At 66.6% G+C, this 23,474-nt stretch carries 21 protein-coding genes; 12 read left to right on the forward strand and 9 right to left on the reverse strand.

Going from position 1 to position 23,474, the window contains the following annotated elements; all coding sequences use genetic code 11:
- Positions 1-181: 181 nt before the first annotated feature.
- The 3 genes from IPV08_RS11655 (at position 182) to IPV08_RS11665 (ending at position 3,666) form a co-directional block, all read left to right on the forward strand.
- Positions 182-1,624: an acetamidase/formamidase family protein gene (locus tag IPV08_RS11655; protein ID WP_207412011.1), complete on the forward strand. Its 1,443-nt coding sequence runs from the start codon at positions 182-184 to the stop codon at positions 1,622-1,624.
- Between the two features lie 396 nt (positions 1,625-2,020).
- Positions 2,021-2,404, forward strand: a complete 384-nt coding sequence (locus tag IPV08_RS11660; protein WP_207412012.1) for a TadE family protein — start codon at positions 2,021-2,023, stop codon at positions 2,402-2,404.
- Entirely contained in the window at positions 2,401-3,666 is a 1,266-nt protein-coding gene (locus IPV08_RS11665) for a pilus assembly protein TadG-related protein (RefSeq protein WP_207412013.1), read from the forward strand. Before IPV08_RS11660 ends, IPV08_RS11665 begins: the two co-directional genes overlap by 4 nt.
- 94 nt (positions 3,667-3,760) lie before the next feature.
- Here the strand turns inward: IPV08_RS11665 and ppx are convergent, their stop codons facing one another.
- From ppx to IPV08_RS11685, 4 genes are all read right to left on the reverse strand, one after another.
- On the reverse strand, positions 3,761-5,251 hold the full coding sequence (ppx, locus tag IPV08_RS11670; protein ID WP_207412014.1) for an exopolyphosphatase: 1,491 nt from the start codon (positions 5,249-5,251) through the stop codon (positions 3,761-3,763).
- An 86-nt stretch (positions 5,252-5,337) separates the two neighbouring features.
- On the reverse strand, positions 5,338-7,530 hold the full coding sequence (locus IPV08_RS11675; protein WP_244478124.1) for an RNA degradosome polyphosphate kinase: 2,193 nt from the start codon (positions 7,528-7,530) through the stop codon (positions 5,338-5,340).
- 431 nt (positions 7,531-7,961) lie between these two features.
- Entirely contained in the window at positions 7,962-8,699 is a 738-nt protein-coding gene (locus IPV08_RS11680; protein ID WP_207412064.1) for a DnaA/Hda family protein, read from the reverse strand.
- 8 nt (positions 8,700-8,707) lie between these two features.
- Positions 8,708-9,799 (reverse strand): AI-2E family transporter, encoded by a 1,092-nt coding sequence (locus IPV08_RS11685; RefSeq protein ID WP_207412065.1) that lies wholly within the window; start codon positions 9,797-9,799, stop codon positions 8,708-8,710.
- 246 nt (positions 9,800-10,045) lie between these two features.
- On the opposite strand from IPV08_RS11685, the gene purM reads away from it, so the two are divergent.
- Positions 10,046-11,128 (forward strand): phosphoribosylformylglycinamidine cyclo-ligase, encoded by a 1,083-nt coding sequence (gene purM / locus IPV08_RS11690; protein ID WP_207412016.1) that lies wholly within the window; start codon positions 10,046-10,048, stop codon positions 11,126-11,128.
- Entirely contained in the window at positions 11,128-11,796 is a 669-nt protein-coding gene (gene purN / locus IPV08_RS11695; protein WP_207412017.1) for a phosphoribosylglycinamide formyltransferase, read from the forward strand. The genes purM and purN overlap by 1 nt, the downstream gene beginning before the upstream one ends.
- A gap of 48 nt (positions 11,797-11,844) precedes the next feature.
- On the opposite strand, the gene IPV08_RS11700 is transcribed toward purN, so the two are convergent.
- Together IPV08_RS11700 and ndk are read right to left on the reverse strand one after the other, a co-directional pair.
- Positions 11,845-12,222: a hypothetical protein gene (locus IPV08_RS11700; RefSeq protein WP_207412018.1), complete on the reverse strand. Its 378-nt coding sequence runs from the start codon at positions 12,220-12,222 to the stop codon at positions 11,845-11,847.
- Between the two features lie 170 nt (positions 12,223-12,392).
- Positions 12,393-12,815 (reverse strand): nucleoside-diphosphate kinase, encoded by a 423-nt coding sequence (gene ndk, locus IPV08_RS11705; protein WP_018043493.1) that lies wholly within the window; start codon positions 12,813-12,815, stop codon positions 12,393-12,395.
- A 313-nt stretch (positions 12,816-13,128) separates the two neighbouring features.
- On the opposite strand from ndk, the gene IPV08_RS11710 reads away from it, so the two are divergent.
- Positions 13,129-13,668, forward strand: coding sequence for a DUF2147 domain-containing protein (locus IPV08_RS11710; RefSeq protein WP_207412019.1), 540 nt, complete (start codon positions 13,129-13,131; stop codon positions 13,666-13,668).
- 4 nt (positions 13,669-13,672) lie between these two features.
- Here the strand turns inward: IPV08_RS11710 and IPV08_RS11715 are convergent, their stop codons facing one another.
- A complete protein-coding gene (locus IPV08_RS11715; protein WP_207412020.1) occupies positions 13,673-14,308 on the reverse strand; it encodes a glutathione S-transferase N-terminal domain-containing protein in 636 nt (211 codons plus the stop codon).
- 254 nt (positions 14,309-14,562) lie between these two features.
- On the opposite strand from IPV08_RS11715, the gene IPV08_RS11720 reads away from it, so the two are divergent.
- From IPV08_RS11720 to IPV08_RS11745, 6 genes are all read left to right on the forward strand, one after another.
- The gene (locus IPV08_RS11720; RefSeq protein WP_348271046.1) at positions 14,563-14,790 is read left to right on the forward strand and encodes a hypothetical protein; all 228 of its coding nucleotides are present in this window, start codon (positions 14,563-14,565) and stop codon (positions 14,788-14,790) included.
- A gap of 65 nt (positions 14,791-14,855) precedes the next feature.
- Complete coding sequence (locus IPV08_RS11725; protein WP_207412021.1) at positions 14,856-15,272, forward strand: DUF4345 domain-containing protein; 417 nt, start codon at positions 14,856-14,858, stop codon at positions 15,270-15,272.
- 31 nt (positions 15,273-15,303) lie between these two features.
- Positions 15,304-17,328 (forward strand): FUSC family protein, encoded by a 2,025-nt coding sequence (locus IPV08_RS11730; RefSeq protein WP_207412022.1) that lies wholly within the window; start codon positions 15,304-15,306, stop codon positions 17,326-17,328.
- Positions 17,329-17,340: 12 nt separating this feature from the next.
- Positions 17,341-17,535, forward strand: coding sequence for a DUF1656 domain-containing protein (locus tag IPV08_RS11735; RefSeq protein ID WP_056424155.1), 195 nt, complete (start codon positions 17,341-17,343; stop codon positions 17,533-17,535).
- Positions 17,536-17,570: 35 nt separating this feature from the next.
- Entirely contained in the window at positions 17,571-18,596 is a 1,026-nt protein-coding gene (locus tag IPV08_RS11740; protein ID WP_207412023.1) for a biotin/lipoyl-binding protein, read from the forward strand.
- Between the two features lie 139 nt (positions 18,597-18,735).
- The gene (locus IPV08_RS11745; protein WP_207412024.1) at positions 18,736-20,541 is read left to right on the forward strand and encodes a methyl-accepting chemotaxis protein; all 1,806 of its coding nucleotides are present in this window, start codon (positions 18,736-18,738) and stop codon (positions 20,539-20,541) included.
- 1,084 nt (positions 20,542-21,625) lie between these two features.
- Here the strand turns inward: IPV08_RS11745 and gatB are convergent.
- Both gatB and IPV08_RS11755 read right to left on the reverse strand, forming a co-directional pair.
- Complete coding sequence (gatB, locus tag IPV08_RS11750; RefSeq protein ID WP_056424146.1) at positions 21,626-23,098, reverse strand: Asp-tRNA(Asn)/Glu-tRNA(Gln) amidotransferase subunit GatB; 1,473 nt, start codon at positions 23,096-23,098, stop codon at positions 21,626-21,628.
- A gap of 68 nt (positions 23,099-23,166) precedes the next feature.
- Complete coding sequence (locus IPV08_RS11755) at positions 23,167-23,466, reverse strand: hypothetical protein (protein ID WP_056424145.1); 300 nt, start codon at positions 23,464-23,466, stop codon at positions 23,167-23,169.
- Positions 23,467-23,474 lie beyond the last annotated feature (8 nt).

Here is a 23,474-nt window from a genome sequence, read left to right on the forward strand (position 1 = left end):
TCGAATGGTCCGGGGGCCTTTTTGTCGTGTCCCTGTCGCTTGGGGAGAGGATCAGGCGTGTCGCTCGCCGTAGGCGATGGCCGGGCCCATGGCGCCGAAGCAGCCGCCCAATCCGGAGGAAACTCCTTGGCCGACGGATTGCATACAGGACTCAGGACGAGCCTTCCCATCGGAGAAGTCCATGTGCCTCGGTGACGATCCCAACTGCGCGCATTTTGCCGAACATCGGCAGCGGTTCCTCGGCGATCTCGCGCCCGAGCGGCGTGCCTTTCTCAAGAGCGGATTCGTCGCGACTGGAGGTGCCGCGGCACTGGCCGCAGGCGGCTTGTCCCTCGTCGGCCCCGCCCTGGCGCAAGCCAGTGCCAAGGGCATCAAACAGACGGCGCATTACCATCTGCCGGCGACGGCCGAGACGGTGCATTGGGGCTATTTCTCGAAGCTGCTGAAGCCCCAGGTCGAGATCGCCTCCGGCGACTACGTCACGATCGAGACCCTGACCCACCACGCCAACGACGATGCCGAGCGCATGGTGACGGGAGATCCCGGTGCCGAGAGCGTATTCCTCTGGACCAAGGAGAAGAAGGGCGTGGCCCGCCGGGGCGCCGGACCGGAGACCGGCCCGCTCGGACCGGGCGGAGGGCTCGGCGTGCATATCTGCACTGGCCCGGTGGCGATCCGAGGCGCCGAGCCCGGCGATGTGCTGGAGGTCCGCATCCTCGACGTGGCGCCGCGCCCCTGCGCCAACCCCGCCTTCAAAGGGCGCAGCTTCGGCAGCAACGCCGCCGCCTGGTGGGGCTACCATTACAAGGACATGATCACCGGGGACCGGTCGCGCGAGGTCGTCACCATCTACGAGGTCGACGCTACCGGCGCGCGCGATTGGGCGAAGGCGGTCTACAATTTTCGCTGGCCCGGCGTCACCGATCCGTTCGGCGTGGCGCATCCGACCATCGATTATCCCGGCATCCCCGTCGACCACACCAAGACACAGCGCAACTTCGACGTGCTCAAGGGCGTGCGCGTGCCGATCCGCCCGCATTTCGGCACGATGGGCCTCGCGCCCAAGGAAGCCGACATGGTGAACTCGATTCCACCGAGCTACACCGGCGGCAATATCGACAATTGGCGCATCGGCAAGGGCGCGACGATGTATTACCCGGTGGCAGTGCCGGGCGCCCTGTTCTCGGTGGGCGACCCGCATGCGAGCCAGGGCGATTCCGAGCTTTGCGGCACGGCGATCGAATGCTCGCTCACCGGCACGTTCCAGTTCATCCTGCACAAGAAGGCCGACCTAGCCGGTACCGCGCTCGAATCCCTCGATTTCCCGATGATCGAGACATCGGAGGATTGGGTGCTGTCCGGCTTCAGTTACCCGAACTACCTCGCCGATCTCGGCCCTGAGGCGCAGAGCGAGATCTTCGCCAAATCTTCCATCGACCTCGCCATGCGCGACGCCTTCCGTAAGATGCGATCCTTCCTGATGCAGGCGAAGGGGCTCACCGAGGACGAGGCGATCTCGCTCATGTCCATCGCCGTCGATTTTGGCATCACCCAGGTGGTGGACGGCAATTGGGGCGTCCACGCCATCGTCAAGAAGGCGATCTTCGCGGACAGGCCGGCGTGAAGACACCGAGGCAGCGGCCGGAATTTCCGGTCCTCGCCTCGTGAAGACGACGGCAATGACGGAGGCTGCCCGTATTGGACCTCTCCGGGGGGGTGACTAGGCCGTTCGGCCAGCCTGTGTCCCGACAGGGCTCCCCTGACAGGCCCGTTCGGCGCCGGCTCCCTCGCGACGCGATCGCCTGACCGCATCGGCATAGCGGAATTTCGGCTCCCACCACGGCGGCTGACTAAATCATAGATTCTGCTTTTGCCTACAAAGTATCTCTTAATCAAGATAAATCAATTAACAATTCTGTGTTTATGCTGGATGAGTTTGATACTCGATAGCAGAGCGTATCTTAGCATGGTATGGACCGACGGAGTTGGCGGATTTTTTCGGCAAACTCGATCCCTCATCATGGATCGCCAAGGTGTATCGGCGGTCGAATTCGCCTTGATCGCACCCGTTCTGCTTCTGATGCTGGGGGCGTTCTTTACCGTCGCAATCTTTATACGGACCCACACCACAATCTCGACCTATGCGCGGGAGGCCGCACGTGGCGTGGCGGTGGGATACATGACCGCTGCGGAGGCAAAGCAGTTCGCTGAATCTCATTCTCTGGACGATCCCGGCGTCGTCGCAACGGCCAATATCGATCCCGCCACCAAAGGGGACGAAGCCGACCGGGATGTCGTCGTCACCATTGAGATCACCAAGGCCGAAATGGCCAAGATCACACCGTTCGGCGGTTTTTCGGCCGGCGTCACGTCGCGAGCCGTCATGCGCAGTCTGGCGGAATGATGAAACTCCGCCCCTCCCATATCCGCGCCTTTTCGGCAGGCCGCGGCGGAAACGTCGCCCTGATCTTTGCCTTCGTCCTACCGGTGATGGTGGGGGTCGGGGGGCTCGTCATCGATTTCGGAGCAGCGGTCCTCGAGAAGAATACTCTCATGACCAGCGCCGAGGCCGCGGCTCTCGCCACGGCCAGCTACATCGGGGCGGCGGACCGGAGCGCGGCCCTGGCGACGGCGCAGCTCTATGCGCGGCAGAACCGGCCGACCGTCGATCAACTCGTCACCAATGCCGATCTGGAGTTCGGAAAGTGGGAAAACGGCGCCTTCACCGTCGATGAGAACGCCAACGCCGTACGCGTCACGGCATCGCGAACGACGGCCAAGGGAAACAGCTTCAAGACCTCGTTCGCGAAGCTCTTCGGCTCTGATTTCTGGGAGATCTCCGCGAGCGCGATCGCACTCGCCAATCCGATGTGCATCCTGATCCTCCATCCGGATCATTCCAATGCTTTCGACATCGATCCCGGAGCACAGATCGATGCGCCGGATTGTGGCGTGCAGGTCAACTCGAAGCATCATTCCGCGTTGGAGATCGGAAGCTCGTCTTACGTCAACGTCAGCAGCATCCGCGTCGTCGGCGGGGTCGGCATGCACAGCACGGCAACTGTACGACCCGCTCCCATGACGGGGGCCGTACTGGTCGCAGATCCTTATGCGTCGCTGGCTCCTCCGGTCAACGAGACTTGCGGGGGTGCCAAGTTGATCAATAAAGATACGGTAGCGAAAACGATCGAACCAAGCTTTGCTTTCTGCAAAGGCTTAACGATCGAAGATGCGTCCGTGACTTTATCACCAGGAGTCTATGTCATCAAGGGACCGCTCACGCTGAAGAACGGGGCTTCGATCAAAGGCAATGACGTAATCATCTATATGGATGGGCTGGGGAGCGATATCTTCTTCCACAGCAAGACGAGCTTCGAGCTGAAGGCCCCGACGACGGGACCTTACGCGGGGATCGTTCTCTGGTCGGATAAAAGAAACACCCACGATCACGACATCTACTCGAAGTTCGGTGCCTCGGCCGAAGGGACGATCTATGCCCCCAGCAGTCAGGTCGAGTTCGAGAACGACGTCGTATGGGAGGCCAATTGCATTCGTATCATCGTGTCCCGCCTCGAACTCGACAACGACTCGAAGTATCGCGCCTCGAATCCGAACGCGAATTGCAGCAACAACGTCTATAAGGGGACTACTCGCCTCGTCCGGTGACAGGTCACGGACGCGAGCCCGCGCCGTTCACGGCCGTTGTCCTGAGAACCCCTCGTGTCGAGAGGCCTGCCCGGCGGCGCTTGTTTGAAAAACGTCAGGGACAGGCGATCCGCCCCTCCATCCCCAGAATCCGACCGAGACCGCGGACGCGGTTGAGGAGGCGGTCTCCGGGGAGCGCGGCCAGGTCCGCCGGCAGGGTCAAGGTCACCCGTCGATCGTCCAAGAGGAGGGGCAGGCGCGCCAGGGCTCCCTCCATCCCCGCCGAGACCGGGAAGGCGATGCGCAGGAGCGCGCCGAGGAGCCGGGCGCGCTCGAACAGGCGTGGTCCGGCGAGGCTGCGCAGCATCGGGCTCGCCTTCTCGGCAGCGACGCCCTCGTGACGGAAATACACTGCCAGCGCGAGATAGGCCCGGCCCGGATGGTCGATGCCCACGAAGGCGGCATGGGTGATGATGTTGATGCTCTGCTCGCCCCGGTAATCGGGATGCGCGCGCCAGCCGATATCCGACAGGAGACAGGCGGCGTGGCGCAGGCGGCGCTCGTCGGCGGTTTCCGGTCCGTCGAGGGTGGCGACGAAGCGGTCGGTCCAGGTGATGAGATCGGCGCCATGGCCTGGCGAGCGGGCGCGGAGCCGGTTGAGTTCCGCCGCCGCCGCGAGAAGCGGGTCGGTCAGGCGCGTGTCGCGGTCGAGCTGCTCGTAGAGCAGGCCCTCGCGGACGCCGCTCGCCGAGATGGCGAGTTCACGCGGACGGCCGACGCGGATGATCTCCTCCAGCACCACGGCACCGTAGGCGAGAAGGGGCCTGCGCGCCTCGGAGACCGCTTCCACGTCCTGCAGCAGCGCGGCGTCGGTGCGTTCGACCACTTCGAGGAAGCTCAGCTCGTCCGACGGCTCGATGCTGTAGCCGTGCATGACGTGGAGCGGGTAGCCCCGCGCTGCCTGGTGTAGGCGGGCCAGCGCCCGCCATGTGCCGCCGACCGCGTAGAAGCTGCGACCGCGCAGGGTTTCCAACTGGGGGGCCGCCTTGGCGAGGTTCTCGCGGGCGATCTTGAGGGCCTTCTTCACCGACCCGCCGGACAGGTCCTGAAGGGCGAGGCCGCCCAGCGGCATGGTCACGCCCTGCCCTACTGTGGCGCCGCGTACGTCCACGAGTTCGAGGGAGCCGCCGCCGAGATCGCCGACGACCCCGTCCGGCGTGTGGAACCCGGAAATCACGCCGAGGGCCGAGAGCTCGGCCTCCCGCCGACCGGACAGGAGTTCAATCCTGTGGCCGCAGGCGGCCTCCGCCGCGGCGAGGAATTCCGGGCCGTTCTGCGCGTCGCGCGCGGCGGCCGTGGCCAGCACGAAGACACGGCCGACCTTCATCGTCTCGCAGAGGATGCGGAAGCGCGCGAGCGCGCTGAGCGCGCGCCGGACCGCCTCCTCGTTGAGCCGGCCCGTGCTGAACACGTTGCGGCCCAGCCCACACAGGACTTTCTCGTTGTAGAGCGGCGTCGGCGCGCGGTTCAGACCGTCATAGGCCACGAGCCGCACGGAATTCGAGCCGATGTCGATGATCGCCACCGGTTCCACGCGGTCCTGCACGCCGGGATCTCCTTGAGTCGTGAAGCCTAGACCCGACCTGCCGTCACGAGGAAGTCCCATGACCAGCTCCTGCTGGAATCGTCCGCTCACGAACGTTGGGCCCTGCGGCTCAACGCACGCGGACTCGACTTCTTCGAGGACTTGCCCCGACCGGACAGGCTCGGGTTCGTCATGAAGTATTTGTGCGCGTTGAACGGCTCCTCACCCTCCGCAGGCTGGACCCGTTCACTCGCACCAGACGCCAGTACACGCCAGCTCTGCTGGTTGTCGAGAAGGTTGGCGAGCATGATCTGGTCCAGCACCTGCTGGTGCACAGTCTGGTTGGTGATGGGCAGGAGCGCCTCGACCCGGCGGTCGAGGTTACGGCTCATCAGGTCGGCGGACGAGATCGAGACCGTGGCCTTGGGATGAGGCAGGCCGAATCCGTTGCCGAAGGCGTAGATCCGACCGTGTTCGAGGAAGCGCCCGACGATGGACTTGACCCGGATCGTCTCCGAGAGGCCGGGAATGCCGGGCCTCAGGCAGCAGATTCCGCGCACCACGCAGTCGATCTGCACACCCGCCTGTGAGGCGTCGTAGAGCGCGTCGATGATCTGCGCGTCGACGAGGGAATTGCACTTGATCCAGATCGCGGCCGGACGCCCGGCCTTGGCATGCGCCACCTCGGCCGCGATGCTCTCGATCAGGCGTGGCTTCAACGTCAGCGGCGAGACCGACATCCGCTCGAGTTCGGCGGGCTCGGCATAGCCGGTGATGTAGTTGAAGATGCGCGAGACGTCCCGCGCCACCGCCGGATCGGCGGTGAAGAACGACTGGTCCGTGTAAACCCGCGCGGTGATCGGATGGTAGTTGCCGGTGCCGACATGGCAGTAGGTGACGAGCTTGTCGCCCTCGCGGCGCACCACCATCGACAGCTTGGCATGGGTCTTCAGTTCGATGAAGCCGAACACCACCTGCGCGCCGGCCTTCTCCAGGTCACGGGCCCAGCGAATATTGGCTTCCTCGTCGAACCGCGCCTTCAACTCCACCAGGGCTGTGACGGACTTGCCGAGTTCCGCGGCCTCGGCCAGCGCAGCCACGATCGGTGAGTTCGACGAGGTGCGGTAGAGGGTCTGCTTGATCGCCACCACGTTCGGGTCACGGGCCGCCTGGGCCAGGAACTGAACCACCGAATCGAACGATTCGTAGGGGTGGTGGACGATGAAGTCCTTCTGCCGGATGGCGGCGAAGACATCGCCGCCGCTCTCGCGGATGCGCTCGGGGAAGCGTGGGTTGTAGGATTTGAACTTCAGGTCCGGCCGGTCGATTCCGACGATCTGCGCCAACTCATTGAGGGCAAGCATGCCCTCCACCACGAAGATGGCGTCGTAGCCGATCTCGAGTTCGTCGGCGACGAAGGCCCGAAGGTCCTCAGGCATCCCGGCCTCGACCTCGAGCCGGATGACGACGCCGCGCCGGCGCTGTTTCAATGCGGTCTCGAAATGCAGGACGAGGTCCTCCGCCTCTTCCTCGATCTCGAGGTCGGAATCGCGGATGACGCGGAACGCCCCCTGCCCCTTCACGAAATATCCGGGGAACAGGCGGCCCGTGAACAGCACGATCAGCTGCTCGATGGCGATGAAGCGCGCGGTGGTGTCCCCGGCCATGTCGGGCAGGCGCACGAAGCGGCCAAGGACCGAGGGCAGACGGATGAGGGCGCGCAGCGTCCGCCCGTCGCGCGGGCGGACCATCATCAGTGCGATGCTGGAGCCGAGGTTGGACAGGAACGGGAAGGGATGGGCCGGATCGATGGCGAGCGGCGTCAGGACCGGGAAGACGTGACTGAGGAAGTACTCCTCCAGCCAGGCCTTGTGCTCCGGGGTCAGGTCACCGGGCTCTACCAAGTCGATACCGACTCCATGCAGATCGTCACGCAATTCACGCCAGCGCCGTTGCTGGTCGAGGGCCAGCCGCGAGACTTCCGAACCGATGCGGGCAAGCTGTTCGGCCGGGCTCAGCCCATCCTGCGACGGCTGGATCAGCCCGGCGCGGACCTGATCGTGCAGGCCCGCCACGCGAACCATGAAAAACTCGTCGAGGTTGTTGGCCGAGATCGAGAGGAAGCGCAGCTGTTCCAGCAGCGGATGGCTGGTGTTGGAGGCTTCCTCCAGCACTCGGCGGTTGAATTGCAGCCACGACAATTCCCGGTTCACGAAACGCTCCGGCGATTCGCGAAGGGCCCTACCGGCCGCCAGAACGCTCTCCCGCGCCGGGGGCTCGGCGGCGGCCCGTTCGGGCACCGTGTCGGCGATGACCGTCTCGACCAGGATGGAATCGGTCTCCGCGTCGTCCGCCGATGCGGAATCCTGCGCCGTCGCTCCGGGCCGGGACTTCGAGGCCGTCGAGGCGGGCTTCGTCACCCGTGCATGCGCGGCGGGGGCCCGGACGGTGCCGGCGCCCGCGGGCCGGCGTCGGGGCGCAGGCCCCTTCGCTGGCGCCGCGTTCGGCGTCCGGGAATCCAGGTCGTCCTCGCCGGGGCCGTTCTCGCCGTGCGAGTCCTCGGCGGCCAGAGCCGCTTCCCGCTCCTCGGCATCCGTACCCTTGGCGATCGCGTCCGACTCGACTTCCGGCAACGGGTCTTCTCCTCAACTCTGATAAAACGATCTGCTTCGTAACATACGATAGGGTCGCCGCGTCTGACATTTCGATGACAAACGGGCCGGACCTTTCATCAGGTCGGCGGACCGTCCTCTTCGGTCTCGTCGTCGCCGGCCTCGTCGTCCGGTACTCCCAGATCGGCCAGGACCGACATGGCCAGCGGCCTCGTGATGCGTCGACCCCGACGCAGGGCGTCGCGGTCGAGTTCGGCCACTACTGCCCTTGCCCTGGCAAGGGAACGGTCGATCCGCAAGGCGATGGCCTCGACGACGCTGAGATCGACGACGAGCTGGCGGTCCACGAAAAGCTTTACCAGCACCGCTCGCATCAGCGCATCGTCGGGGGGCAGAATCGTGGCGCCCGGCGCCAGCCTGAGGCGCGAGCGCAGATCGGCTGTGACAAGCCCTAGCGCCTCAACCGGCGCCGCCGCCGTGATGAGGACGGGGCTGCCATTCTCCCGGGCGAGGTTGAGGAGGTGGAACAGGGCCGCCTCGTCGCGCCCCTCGGGCCGGTCGAGATCTTCGATGACCAGGGCACCGTTCGAGACGAGATGGGTGACTGAGTCGGCGGTGACGCCCGAGGCGGGGACGGTCCAGGCGTGGGAACGCGTCGCCCAGATCGAGGCCAGATGGCTCTTGCCGCTGCCCGACGGCCCCGTGATGAGACAGACCGTATCGGGCCAGCGCGGCCAGGCCTCGATCAGCCCATAGGCGGCCTCGTTCGCCGGCCCCACCAGGAAATCCTCGCGACCGTAGCGCGGGTCGAGGGGGAGGTCGAAGGCGAGTTGCTTCGGAGGCGCGGCCACGCGCATCGGTGTCTTCATCCCTCGCGCTTCTGAATCAGGATCGGTTCCTCCGCATAATAGAGTGGACTTTGAAGATAACGCGAGATCGCGAACCGCACGATGACGCCGATGGAGGCGGCCACCGGCACGGCGAGAAGGAGGCCGAGGAACCCGAACAGGGAGCCGAAGGCCAGGAGCGCGAACATCAGCCAGACCGGGTGCAGCCCGACCGAGTCACCGACGAGCTTGGGCGAGATGACGTTGCCCTCGAAGAACTGACCGACCACGAACACGGCAACGGTCAGCCCGATATGGAGCCAGTCCGATGTCGGCCAGAACTGGACCAGGGCGACGCCCACCGAGAGAAGGAAGCCGACGAGGGTGCCGACATAGGGGATGAAGGTGAGGAAACCCGCGATCATCCCGATCAGCACGCCGAAATTCACCCCGACGAAGAATAGGCCGACGGCATAGAACGTCCCCAGGATCAGGCAGACCAGGGTCTGTCCGCGGACGAAGCCGATGATCGCCCGGTCGATCTCGCCGGCCAGACGCCGCACGGTGGTGCGGTGGCGCGGAGGGGTCCAGCCGTCGACGGTGGCGACCATCCGATCCCAGTCGACGAGGAGGTAGAAGGCCACGACGGGGGTGACGACGAGGAGCGAGGCGATGGAGACCAGCGCCTGGCTGCCCGACCACAGCGACTTCAGGAAAGCCAGGAACCACGTGCCGCCCTGCCCCACCAGGGTTCCGACGGACGATTGCAGGTCGTTGAGAACGTCCGCCCCGCCGACCCGCGTCAGGATCGGCCCGACCCGCTCGACGATGATACCCTGCAGCCGTGACACCATGCCGGGGAACGTCGTCACAAGCGCCGAGATCTGATTGGCGGCCAGGGGCACCACGATCAGCAGGATCACCACGAGCCCGACGACGAACATGGCGAGGATCAGGAGCGAGGCGGAGAGCCGCCCAAGCCCCAGGCGCTGGAGCCTGTCGGCCATGGGGTCGAGAAGATACGCGAGGGCCAGCCCTGCCACGAAGGGCAGCATCACCCCCGAAAGCAGGTAGAGCAGCAGCGCGACGATGCCGAGGCCCGCCAGTCCGATCACCGCCCTGCCGCGCATCGGCCGTCCCCCCTCGTCGTGTCCGCCGTTGCGGAGAGTGGGAACGGCAGCGCCTACGGTCAAGGCATGGCGGTGGCCGGTCGTATCCCGCATGGCATTCTCCCTGGAGGGCCGGATCTGTTGCGAATCGCTAATTTCCCGATCACGACTCGCCGAGATTGGTGCAAGCGGCTAGAGGAGCGGAATGACTTTGGCCGACATCCCGATGCTGGCCATGCAGGACGTGGATTGCGAGACGGGGCGCCGATGACGGCCGAGAGCAAGAACGGCGAAAGCCGGAACGGAATGACCTACGCGGATGCGGGCGTCGATATCGATGCAGGCAACGCCATGGTCGAGACGATCAAGCCGCTGGTGCGCTCCACCCGCCGGCCCGGGGCGGATGCCGAGATCGGCGGGTTCGGCGGGTTGTTCGACCTGAAGGCCGCCGGCTTCTCCGACCCGATCCTGGTGGCGGCCAATGACGGTGTCGGCACCAAGGTCAAGATCGCCATCGAGACCGGCCGCCACGACACGATCGGCGTCGATCTCGTGGCGATGTGCGTGAACGACATCATCGTCCAGGGCGCCGAGCCGCTGTTCTTCCTCGATTATTACGCCACCGGCAAACTGGTGCCGGGTGTCGGCACCGATATCGTCCGCGGGATCGCGGCGGGCTGCCGCATCGCGGGCTGCGCCCTCATCGGCGGCGAGACCGCCGAGATGCCCGGCCTCTACGACGGCTCGGATTACGATCTGGCCGGCTTCAGTGTCGGCGCCGCCGAGCGTGGCAAGCTGCTGCCGCGTCCCGGCATTGCGCCCGGCGACGTCGTTCTCGGCCTGCCGTCCTCCGGTGTACATTCCAACGGCTTCTCGCTGGTCCGCCGGATCGTCGAGGCAAGCGGCCTCTCCTACGATGACCCGGCCCCGTTCGAGCCGTCGCGCTCGCTCGGCGACGCCCTGCTGGAGCCGACCCGGATCTACGTGAAGCCGCTGCTGGCCGCACTGAGGGCCACCGACGGGATCAAGGCCCTCGCCCACATCACCGGCGGCGGCTTTCCCGACAACCTGCCCCGCGTCCTGCCCGATGGAGTCGGCATCAGCATCGACCTCGACGCGATCATTCCGCCGCCCGTCTTCGGATGGATCTCGAAGGTCGGCGGGGTCGCGGAATCCGAAATGCTGCGCACCTTTAATTGCGGTATCGGCATGGTGGCGGTGGTCTCGCCGGAGAGCGTGTCGGCGGTGACCCGTGCGCTCGACACTGCCGGGGCCTCGCCGATCCGCCTCGGGCTCATCACCGAGCGCGGACCCGAGCCGGTGACTTTCCAGGGTAAGCTCGCTCTGTGATGGCTCCCCGGCCCAAGATGCGGGTCGCGATCCTCATCTCGGGACGCGGCTCGAACATGGTCTCGCTGATCGAGGCCGCTCGGGCGCCGGACTATCCGGCCGAGATCGTTCTCGTCGCCTCCAACCGGCCGGACGCCGGCGGACTTGCTCATGCGGCGAGTGTCGGGATCGCCACGAAGGCGCTCGATCACCGTGCCTATTCCGACCGGGCGAGCTTCGATGCCGCCCTGAACGCGGAACTCGAAGCGGCCAGGATCGAACTCGTCGTGCTGGCCGGCTTCATGCGGATCCTCTCCGCGGGCTTCGTCGAGGCTTGGGCCGGGCGGATGATCAACATCCATCCTTCGCTGCTGCCGCTATTTCGCGGCGTCCATACCCACGAGCAGGCCTTGGCGGCCGGCGTCTGCTTGCATGGCTGCACGGTGCATTACGTGGTGCCGGAACTCGATGCCGGGCCGATCGTGGCCCAGGCCGCCGTCCCGGTCCTGCCGGGCGACGATGCCGACAGTCTCGCCGCGCGCATTCTCGTGCAGGAACACCTCCTTTACCCCCGTGCCCTCGCGCTGATCGCCAGCGGACAGGCCAGGCTGGAGAGTGGCCGCGTGGTGTTCGCCGGAGATATCGCGCCGGCCGAGGGGGCCTTGCTCAGCCTGTCCGCGCAAGGCTGAGGCCCGAATCGCCGATCCCGAAACATCGAGATCGGCGATGATGACGGCTTACGCCGGGCGCGGCAGGCTGCAGCTGTCGAGGGCCGAGAGAGCCTTCGCGCGGGCGGAATCGTTGAAGTAGCCGGTGGTGCGGTAGGATTCGAGCTCGGCCGGGTTGAGGCTCGCCAGGGTCTGCTTGGCGTAGCAGCCGCATGGGCGGGCGAGCGACGCCTCGGGGACGCTCTGCAGGCGGGACTGCGTCACCGTGCAGGCGTGGCGCACGCGTCCGGTGAGGTTGCTGGCGGAGGCCGTCTTCAACGCGGGGTCGGGCGTGTAGCCTTCGAGGGAGGCCGTGGGCGCATCCTTGTTCGCGTTGCAGGCGGCGAGCAGGGACACGAGGCCGGCGGCGAGCAGGATCCGGCCGGTGCGCGAAGCGATGGAGCGCATGGAATGTGGGGTCCGTGAAAGGGATTCGATGAGGGAATTCCTTTCACGCCCGGCAGGACTCGCGCGCAAGGGCGTTCGCGCCACACCCGGCATCGTTCCGCGCCACGCTCCCGGTTCACCGGACGACGATGCGATCACGAACCCGTTGGCGGCGCGAAAGCCGGTCGGGCTCAGCCGACGATGTCGGAATCCTGGAAGAACTGCGCGATCTCGATCTTCGCGTTCTCGGCGCTGTCAGAGCCGTGCACGGTGTTCTCGCCGACCGACTCGGAGAAGGTCTTGCGGATGGTGCCCTCGTCGGCATTGGCCGGGTTGGTGGCGCCCATCACGGTGCGGTAGGCGGCGACGGCGTTCTCGCCCTCGAGCACCTGCACGACCACGGGGCCCGAGGTCATGAAGGAGACGAGTTCACCGAAGAACGGGCGCTCCTTGTGAATCTCGTAGAACTTTTCGGCCTGGGCCTGGGTCATCTGGATGCGACGCTGGCCGACGATGCGCAGGCCCGCCTTCTCGATCACGGCATTCACGGCGCCGGTGAGGTTCCGCTTGGTCGCGTCGGGCTTCAGGATGGAGAAAGTGCGCTCGGTGGCCATGTTCAGTCCGGTTATGTTCGCTCAGCCGAAAACGGCTTCGGCGGCCGGCTTATAGCGGGCACGCCTCCTCCTCTCAACCCGAAGGACGAAGACGGCGCATCCACAGCGGAATTCCCTTGGTCATGGCTTCGGCGCAACAGTGCCGGAAATTCGCCCGATTGCTGGTGTCTTCTCGCACCAGAAGACGCCGGCCCGGACCGTTCTCGACGCCCGGCACGGCCACGACCAAGCTCTCGACCCCAGGCTCACGACCCTTCGCGACGCTCCCGCCGATGCGCCGCGGCCCTTCACAGGCTCCAGGAGACCAAAAGCCATGCGCGTTGCCCTGACCTCCGCCTTCCTGCTTTCCGGACTCGTCGCCGCCGTTGCGGCCCCGTCGAAGGACCCGTCCGGCACCTGGCTCACGAAGGATGGCCGCGCCAAGATCCGCATCGATCATTGCGGCCCGAACAGCGCGAACATCTGCGGTAAGGTCGTGTGGCTGAAGACGCCCACCACCGAGACGGGCGCGCCGCGCACCGACGCCAAGAACCCCGACCCGAAGAAGCGCTCGCGTCCCGTGATCGGCCTGCAACTCATCGAGGGGCTCGCCCCCGACGAGGAGAAGTTTTCGGGCGACATCTACAATATCGACGAGGGCAAGATCTATCAGGTCAGCCTGGAGCGCGAGTCCGGCTCCGAGCTCAGCGTGTCGGGATGCCTGCTCAAGGTCCTGTGCGGTTCGGAGACCTGGACTCGCGTGCCGGACGTGAACCAGCAGGCCGCTGTCGCTCCGGCTTCCGAGGCCGTGCCGAAGCCCGCTCCGAAGGCGGCCGCCAAGCCGGCCGCCGCTCAGGCCGAAGCCAAGAAGTAGCGGATCAGATCGCCGCGAAGCCTCGCTTCACGGCGGGTCTCGCCAGAACCAGATCGAGCCAGCGCCGGACATTCGGCAGGCTCGACAGGTCGATATCCTGCTTCTCGTGATGCTTGGCCCAGGTGAGGATCGCGATGTCGGCGATGGAATATTCGCCGGCCACGTAGTCGCGATCCGCGAGGCGGCGATCCAGCACGCCGTAGAGCCGATGCGATTCGGTGGTGAACCGCTCGATGGCGTAGGGGATCTTCTCCTGCGCGTAGATCCGGAAATGATGCGTCTGGCCAAGCATCGGCCCGAAGCCGCCAACCTGCCAGAACAGCCATTCGTCCACCGCCGCTCTGGCGCGTTCGTCGGCCGGGTAGAGGCACCCGGTCTTGCGACCGAGATATTGGAGAATCGCCCCCGATTCGAAGATCGAGATCGGCTTCCCTCCGGGGCCGTCCGGATCGACGATGGCCGGAATCTTGTTGTTGGGCGAGATCGCCAAAAAGTCCGGGGCCAGCTGGTCGCCCTTGCCGATATTCACCGGCACCACCCGATAGGGCAGGCCGCACTCTTCCAGCATGATGGGAATCTTCCAACCGTTGGGCGTGCCCCAGGTATGGACGTCGATGGGGTTCTGGGTGGCGGCGGCCATGGGAAACGTCCCGCTCCTGTCAGGGTCGCGTCATATCGCCGATTCAAACCGGACGAGAAAGCGGATGGTTGCAGGTTTCACGCCGACATCCAACGGTGGACGGCATGGGGCGGCGCGACGAAGAGACTTGCTCTCCCCCCGACTTCTGGCTGTGATGAGGTCGGCTCTGCCTCCGTTTCGTGAGTGCAGGGTAACGATCTGGGGTTGCAATCATGCGGGTTTGTTGTTTTCCAGCCATGGTGATCGCGGTGTCCATGGTTCTGGGCTTCGCCACGGCCGCGTCCGCCCAGGCCCCTGTGGCCGCTTCCCCGGATGCCGCCGCGAAGGAATTGAGCGTGGGGCAGAACGCTGCCAGGGAGCGGCAGAAGAAGTGCGGTGCCGAATGGCGCGCCCTTTCGGTCGCCGACAAGGCCGCGCAAGGACCGAAATGGCCGCAATATTATAGTAAATGCGTCAAGCGCTTGAAGGAGATCAAGGCCTGATCTAGTTCGGCTGGGAGCCGGCTCGCGGGCGCGGGATCAGCCGGGCCTGAACGGGGAACGGACGCATGCGGGAGCGCGAGGCGCTGCAACGAGTCGTGGCGGTGGCCGCGATCATACCGGTGGCGTCCGGCCTCTTCGGAATCCTGTTCGGGCTTGGAGGAGTCGGCGGCAACAGCCTGGCCCAGATCTCCGCCGACAGTCATTTCCGCTACCTGTCGGGTCTTCTGATGGGCATCGGCATCCTGTTCTGGAGCTGCGTCCCGGCCATCGAGGCGAAATCGCGCCTGTTCCGCTTCCTGACCCTCGTCGTCGCGCTCGGCGGTCTGGCGCGGCTGCTCGGTCTCTATCTCACCGGGCTGCCTTCGGCGGTCATGCTGGGGGCGCTGATCATGGAGCTGGTGGTGACGCCCCTCCTCTGCCTCTGGCAGATGCGGGTCGCCGGCAAGGCCGCGGATGCGGCGGCGGGCGAGCCTTCCCTGTGAACGGGGCTTTCCCTGTGAGCGGAGCCTGCCGATGAGCGGGCTGTCCGCCGAAACACGCCCCTCCCCGGCCGACCGCGTGCTCTCGTTCGTCGAGCGCATCTTTCCCGCGCCCTCCGCCTGGGCATTCGCCCTGCGGATCTGGCTCGCCATGGTGCTGGCCCTCTACGCCGGGTTCTGGCTTCAGCTCTCCGGCGCCTCGTCGGCCGCCGTCTGTGTGGCGATCCTGGCCCAGCCCAAACGCGGCCAAGCCCTGTCCAAGGCGCTGTACCGCTTTCTCGGCACCCTGGCGGGGGGCGCGATATCGATTCTGCTGATCGGTGCGTTCGGACAGGACAGGGTTCTCCTCCTGGTCTCCGTGGCGACCTGGCTCGGCCTCTGCGTCTTCGTCGCCCACTTCCTGCAGGACACGCGGGCCTATGGCGCCATGCTCGCGGGCTTCACCGTCGCCATCGTCGCCGTCGCCCATATCGACACGCCGCAGGCGGTCTTCGAGGCCGCCATCGACCGCGTCGCGGCGATCACCATCGGCATCGTCGCCATCACCTTCATCAACGACGCGCTGGCCTCGCCCAGCACGTGGCGCACCCTGCGCAAGCCGCTCTCGGAGGCCCTGTCGGCCACCCAGGCTTTCGCCCGCGAGACCCTGTCCCGGGCGGATCCAGGCTCGGAGCGCGCGGCGGCCCTGATCCGGCAGATCGCGGTGATGCGCGCCGATGCAAGCGCCATCGGCGGCGAACTCGACGACGGCGCCCGCCGGGCCGCCGGGGCGCGCAGCACCATCGCCGCGCTCTACGCCATGGCGGCGGCGAGCCGCGCCTTCACGGCCGCCGCCGCCATGCTGGACCGCGAGAGTGAGGCTGTCGCCGAGGCCCGCCGGATCTGCCTGGGCCTGACCGACGACGGGACGCCCGATGCCGACGCGGCTTCGCATCGTCTCGGTGCCCTGGTGGATGAGGCGATCCAGAGTGAGACGAGCGCGCCCCTGGAGATCCTGGCGCTGCAGCGCGGCCTCGATTTCGCGCGCGCCTCCTCCTTTGCCGAGGATGGATTGAACGCCCTTTCCACCGGCTGCCGACCGAAGCGCGACGTCGCCCTGCCGACGCATCGCGACTTGCCAGTGGCCCTTCGTGGGGCGGCACGGGTGGGGATCGCCTTTGGCGCCACCGCCCTCCTCCTCATCGCCGCCGGCTGGCCCGCCACCTCCTTCGCCTTGGTACAGGTGGCGGCGACCTGTTCGCTCTCGGCCATCGCGCCCGATTCGAAGGCCTTCGCCCGCGGCGTCCTCATCGGCATGCCTGTCGCGGCGCTCTGCGCCGGAATCGTGCTCTTCGGCGTGCTGGGGGGCGAGCAGGGCTTCCCGCTGCTCGCCATCGCCATCGCGCCGGTGATCTTCGTGGCGTGCTTTCTCAGCCTGAACCCGCCGACATTCGGAATCGGCTTCATCCTGCTCGTGTTCTTCATGGTCCTCCTGTCGCCGTCCAACCCGCAGACCTACGACGTGCAGGGCTTCCTCGCGAACGCGTTCCTGGTGACCATGGCGGCTTGTATCCTCTTCGTCGCGGTGCGGATCGTACTGCCGATCTCGCCCGCCCAGCGTCGCGCCTTCGCCCTCGATTCGGCTCGGGATTCGGTGCTGGACGCGCTGGCCGGCGATGGCGGCGACGCCACCACCCGCACCAGCCTCAACAGCGATCGGCTGCTGCAATTCTCGCAATGGAGTTCGGGCAGCGGCGCCGTCCGCGCGGCGAGCCTGGACCGTGCCTTCGACCTAGCCCGCCTCGAATCGGCCGCCGCCCGCGCCCATGCCCAGCTGTGCCGCCTCCCCGACGAGCCTTCTCTGAACGATGCCGCGAGGCAGGCGCGGGAGGGACTGGAGGCGGCGGACGCGGCCACGCTCGCCCGGTCCGTTCGTGCGTTCCTCCGGCACGGCCGATCCGTGGGCGGTCCGACGCGGCTCGACATCGCCCGCCTCGTCAGCGACCTGGTGACGGCGGGCGGCATCATGGAGAGCCAGCACCGCCTCCTGCGCCGCCTCGGCATCCTGCGACCGGCCTGATGGAGGCGCCCCGTGCGGCATGACATCGATCTCGGCGGCGTCCTGATCTCGCCCTTCGTCGCCTATGTGGTGGCGGCCCTGGCCATCATGGTGCTCCTGCGGTTCGGCTTCAGCCGCATCCGCTTCAGCCGCTACGTCGCCAACCCGCCGCTGGCCGAGGCGGGGATCTTCGTCTGCATCCTCGCGCTTCTCATCGTTCTCTTCTGAGCAATGTGTACCGCCGACATGGATCTTGCCTGACAATGGCCGACGACGATCTCTCCGATGCTCGCCCGTCCCGCGAGCGCGCGCCGTCCCTCGCCAGGCGCCGATGGTGGCGCGTGGTGCGGCTCCTGGCGACCGTTGTGATCCTGGCCTGCGCCTGCCTGGCCGCCGCCCTGGTCTGGCAGTTCTACGTCACCGCGCCCTGGACCCGCGACGGGCGCGTCCGCGTGCAGGTGGCCAGCGTAGCGCCCCAGGTCTCCGGCCAGATCGTCGATCTTCGCGTGGCCGACAACCAGAACGTCGCCAAGGGCGATGTGCTCTACGTCATCGATCCGGTGGATTTCGACATTTCCATCGCCACCGCCCAGGCCGAACTGGAGAACCGCGAGGCCGACCTTCAGGTGAAGCGGACCCAGGCGGCCCGGCGTGAGGCCCTGACCACCCTCTCCACCTCGGTGGAGGAGAAGCAGCAATATGCCGGCACCGCCAAGATCGCGGAGGCGGCACTGGCTTCCGCGAAGGCGCAGCTGCATCAGGCCAGGGTCAACCGAGGGCGCACGGAAGTACGCTCGCCGGTGAAGGGGCGTGTCACCAACCTCCTTCTGCGTGCGGGCGACTACGCCACCGCCGGCACCGTCAACGTCGCGGTGATCGACACCGATTCGTTCTGGATCGACGGCTATTTCGAGGAGACGAAGCTGGCCCATATCCGTGTGGGTGACGTGGCGAGGGCCGAACTCCTCGGCTACTCGGCTCTCATCGATGGCCGGGTGGAGAGCATCACGCTTGGCATCAGCAACGCCAACGCCTCGCCGAGCACGCAGGGCCTGCCCAATGTCGACCCGGTATATACCTGGGTGCGCCTCGCCCAGCGCGTCCCCGTGCGCATCCGCATCGAGAGGGTTCCCGAGGGCGTCACCCTGGTGGCCGGCATGAACGCCACCGTCTCCGTGGGCGAGCCCGGTGCCCATGGCGGCACGTTCTGGAAGACCCTGCGCGACCGCTTTACGGGACCCTCCGCCTCCGCCGGGCAGGAGCGTGTTCCGGGGGCGGCGGCCCGCTGAAGCCCTGGCCGCGAAGACGTCGCGCTTCGCCGAATGCCTTGGGGCAGCATGTGCCAGCGATGAAGAGGTGAAAACTTCTTCAGTATTGGCGCGAAGTTGAGCACGGATCGCGAAGAGGTTTCAACCGCGCTTAAGGACCATGGGCGATTCTTCCGGCATCTTCTCGGCTGGGTCGGGTCACGTGCTGAAATCCATCGACGCCTTTGAGAACGACCCGACCGCGGCGCCCGAAGACGTGGGCGTCACCGACGCGGTGGCCGGCATGGCGACACTCATGCGCCACGCCGCCCGCGCCAATGGACAGGCCGCCAGCTTCACCCGCGAGATCCGTCGCCAATCGACAGGCGTCGACCGTTCCCTGGCGGCGACGCTCGGCAGCGTCGGGCGCGACACGGCGGCGGGGACTGCCGAGCGCCTCCGCGGCGAACTCGTGGATGCGGTCGGGCAGGCCATGCGCGCGATCAACGCCGAGATCGCCCGCATCGGCGTGCGCATCGACACCAAGGCTGCCGAGGCGAGCCGGATCGTCGCCGCCATCGATGGGATCGGCGCGACGATCCGGATGCTGTCGTTGAACGCGACGATCGAGGCGGCGAGGGCCGGCGAGCATGGGCGCGGCTTCGCCGTCGTTGCCGCCGAGGTCCGCGCCCTGGCCGACCAGACCCGGGAGAGTGCGCGCAACGCGGCCGGCATCATCGATTTCTCCGATGTCCGCGCCGATCTCTCTGCCCTGCGGGTTTCGACGGACCATGCCCTGGACGGACTCGCCGGCGCCGTTCGGTCCACCGCCGACCGGATCGAGACCCTGCTCGGCGGTGTGGGCGTCGAACTGTCCTCGATCAGCGCCAGCAACGCCTCCATCGGCGAGGCTCTCGGCGCCATGCAGAGCAGTATCGACCGGACCGAGGCCAAGACGTCTCGCGCCCTGGCCCTCGCCGATGCCACGCTCCACGCGGCCGCCTCGGGCCTGCCCGCGCCGGACATGGCCCGGCACGGTCTCGCTCGCCGTCCGAAGAACTTCGATCTCCTCGACGACATCCGGGCACGTGGTACCCTGCGGATCGCCGTGGAACCCGATTTCAAGGGTTTGTCCTTCCGCAAGTCCGCCGGCGGCGCCCTGCTCGGCCTCGACATCGCCTATGCCACGGCCTTCGCTCGCTCCCTCGGCGTCGCGCCGGTCTTCGTCGAATGCCCCTGGGACCAGTGCACGGAACTGCTCGATGCGGGCCGGACCGCCGCCGAGGCACCCGCCGACATCGTCTGGTCGGCCCTGCCGCCGAGCCCGGGATTCGGCGCCATCGCCTATTCGCAGGCCTATACCCATCTCCACTACGTGCTGGCGCGCCGGGCCGGCGACACGCGCATCCGCAGCCTGTCCGACCTCGACGGCCGGACGCTCGGCGTCATCAACGATCCGAGCGCCTACGCCACGCTGGAGGCCGCCGGACTGCGCTGGGCCGAGAACCTCCAGGCGAAGGGAAGGCGGGTAGCGACCCTCGGCAGCCTCGTGCCGATCACCGACCAGGGCCGCATCCACGACGCTCTGGCCGAGGGCGTGGTGGATGCCTTCGCCGTGGACGCGCCGATCATGCACTGGGCCTGCACCGGCGCCGACAGCCCGTGGCGCGGCCGCATCGAGATCGTGCCCGGCAACATCGCACCCGCGCCCTGGTACTACACTGCCGCCGTCGCCGACCATCCGAGCGCCTGCCGCCTGCTCATGGCGGCGGATGCTTTCATCGCCGCCTTCGCCGGCACGCCCGAGCGTCTGGCGATCGAGAGGCAATGGCAGGGGGCACCCGTGGCCGGAACGGGCAGCTACCGCGACGAGCCGGGGCGTCTGCGCGGCGCTGCGGATCTGGCCGCCGATTACGAGGCGGCGACGGGCAAGGCGCCGAGCCTTTCCCCCTCGACCGGGAGCGGCGCCCTGCGAAACGTCGCCTGAGGCGGTTCTTCGCGGCGGCCGCGAGGCGCCAAGCGCCTGAAGGTCCATAGCTTTTCCCGAACCGTTCAGATGGGAATGAATACAGGTTCGAGAAAGTGGAGATAGGGACTTGACGCGGGTCAAATCCAGTCGCACCTTGATCATGTGCTTCGAAGCAAAGCACATCTCAAGCAACGAGGAGGCGCTGATCGTTTGTCGATCGCGACCAACTTAGCCGCAGGAGACGGGAATGACTCCACCCCAGCAGGATGCTGTGACGATCATCCGGGTTTAATTCGGTCCGGACGTTGAGCAGCACAAACACGAATTACGGGACGGAGGCGGTCTCCGGGGTGCAGAAGCGGCCGACACGGCACGACTTCGAATACGCAGAATGCCCCAACTCGACCGCTTCCGCCGCCTATGTCCTTGCAGGATCGGCCATGGTTCGTGGCGGATTACGATGGGGATCGTCTGGTTTCGGGGCCCACCCGCTGCGCGATCCGCGCGAGCGGGATAACCCATGAAAGCATCGCTTTCGGCTGGCGCAGGTCCCTCTCCTTCCATGAAGGGCGTTCGCAGATCTGAGCGTCGTGCCGGAAGCCGCTCGCAGAAGCCGTGAGCCGCGGCTCGGCTGCACGGTCTCACGATGACCGAGCGCGTTAGGCGATCGCTCTCTTCGATACGATCACCCTCGTCGCGCCCAGGCGGTCAGCGCCGCGTCGATGAAGGCCGCCTTCTTCGGCGTGATACGTCGCCATGGAAAGCCCGTCGCACCCCATCTTGAACGCGTTGGACTGCGCCAATAGCGGCCATTCTCGACGGTGAGTTGGATGCCCGGCGGAATCGCGCGTGTCTCGTCCGCGAAGGCTGCGAATCGTCCGTTCGGATCGAGCCGGGCTTCATCATCCGGAATGAGGCAGCGATTGCCGTCTCTACGCGGGCAAACTCCGCCGCATCCACCCGCACGACGAGATTGAGGTCGCCTTTCGTGAGACACCCCGGAATGGCGCTGGCGCCCACATGCAGGAGGTCGGTGTAGGGCGCGGCCGCCTTCGTGTCCTTCCTGAGGACAAAGCGGTCCGCGTCCAGGATCGGCCCAGCCTTATTCGATTCCGAGCTTCGCCTTCAGCAATGCGTTCACGGCCGCCGGGTTGGCCTTGCCGCCGGTGGCTTTCATGGTCTGGCCGACGAACCAGCCGAGCAGGGTCGGCTTTTCCTTGGCCTGCTGCACCTTGTCGGGGTTCTTGGCGATGATCTCGTCCACCGCCGCCTCGATGGCGCCGGTATCCGTCACCTGCTTCATGCCGCGCGCTTCGACGACCTGACGCGGGTCGCCACCCTCGGACCAGACGATCTCGAACAGGTCCTTGGCGATCTTGCCCGAGATCACGCCCTCGCCGATGAGATCGACGATGGCGCCGAGCTGGTCCGCCGAGACCGGGCTCGTCTCGATGCTGTGGCCTTCCTTGTTGAGGCGCCCGAACAGCTCGTTGATCACCCAGTTCGCCGCGGCCTTGCCGTCCCGGCCCTTGGCCACCGCCTCGAAATAATCGGCCGAAGACCGCTCGGCGATGAGCACGCCGGCATCGTAGGGCGAGAGGCCGTAGGATTCGATGAAGCGGGCCTTCTTGGCGTCCGGCAGTTCCGGCAGTCCCTCGGCCAGCGCATCGACATAGGCCTGGTCGAATTCCAGCGGCAGTAGGTCCGGGTCGGGGAAGTAGCGGTAATCGTGCGCTTCTTCCTTAGAGCGCATGGAGCGGGTCTCGCCCTTGCCCGGATCGAACAGCCGGGTTTCCTGGGAGATCGTGCCGCCATCCTCGATGATCGCGATCTGGCGACGGGCCTCTACTTCGATGGCCTGCCCGATGAAGCGGATCGAGTTGACGTTCTTGATCTCGCAACGGGTGCCGAGCGGGTCGCCGGGCTTCCTCACCGAGACGTTCACGTCGGCCCGGAGGGAGCCCTTCTCCATGTCGCCGTCACAGGTGCCGAGATAGCGCAGGATGGTGCGCAGCTTGGTCACGTAGGCGCGCGCCTCCTCCGACGAGCGGAGATCCGGCCGCGAGACGATCTCCATCAGGGCGACGCCCGAGCGGTTGAGGTCGACGAAGCTCTGGGTCGGGTTCTGGTCGTGCAGGGACTTGCCGGCATCCTGCTCGAGATGCAGGCGCTCGATGCCCACCGTGATGGTCTCGCCCTCGGGCAGGTCCACCAGCACCTCGCCCTCGCCGACGATGGGGTCCTTGAACTGGCTGATCTGGTAGCCCTGTGGCAGGTCTGGATAGAAGTAGTTCTTCCGGTCGAACACGGAGCGATGGTTGATCTGCGCCTTCAGCCCGAGACCGGTGCGCACGGCCTGGGCCACGCATTCCTCGTTGATGACGGGCAGCATGCCGGGCATCGCCGCGTCCACCAGGGAGACGTGGTCGTTCGGCTCACCACCGAACTCGGTGGAAGCGCCGGAGAACAGTTTGGAGCGGCTCGTGACCTGAGCATGGATCTCCATGCCGATCACGACCTCCCAGTCGTGCAGGCCGCCCTTGATGAGCTTCTTAGGGTTCACGGCAGCGGTCATGATGGCCCGGATTCAGTGTTGCGCGGCGCGAAACCGCGCCGGAAAGGTGGAAGGACCGGCCGGCGCGGTCAAGCGCGCAGGCGGTAGAGCTGGTGTGCCATGAAGCCCACGGTGCCCCACAGGAAGCCCGCCATCCAGCGGATGGGGAAGAAGGTCGGCCCGTCATGGCTCACCGGCGCCGGCCAGGGGATGCCGATGGCGGTAACGGCCCAGGACACCAGCACCGAGATGGCGAAAGCCATCAGCGAGACCAGGATGACCTTCACGAACTGATCCGACTTCCAGCCCATGACCAGCGCGATGGCGATCAGGACGGGATCGAACGCGGCCCAGATCCAGACGTCGAAAGGATAGACCGGAACGGTCATGGCCGCGC

This window comes from Methylobacterium sp. SD274 (genome assembly GCF_017355285.1).
Classification (GTDB): Bacteria; Pseudomonadota; Alphaproteobacteria; order Rhizobiales; family Beijerinckiaceae; genus Methylobacterium.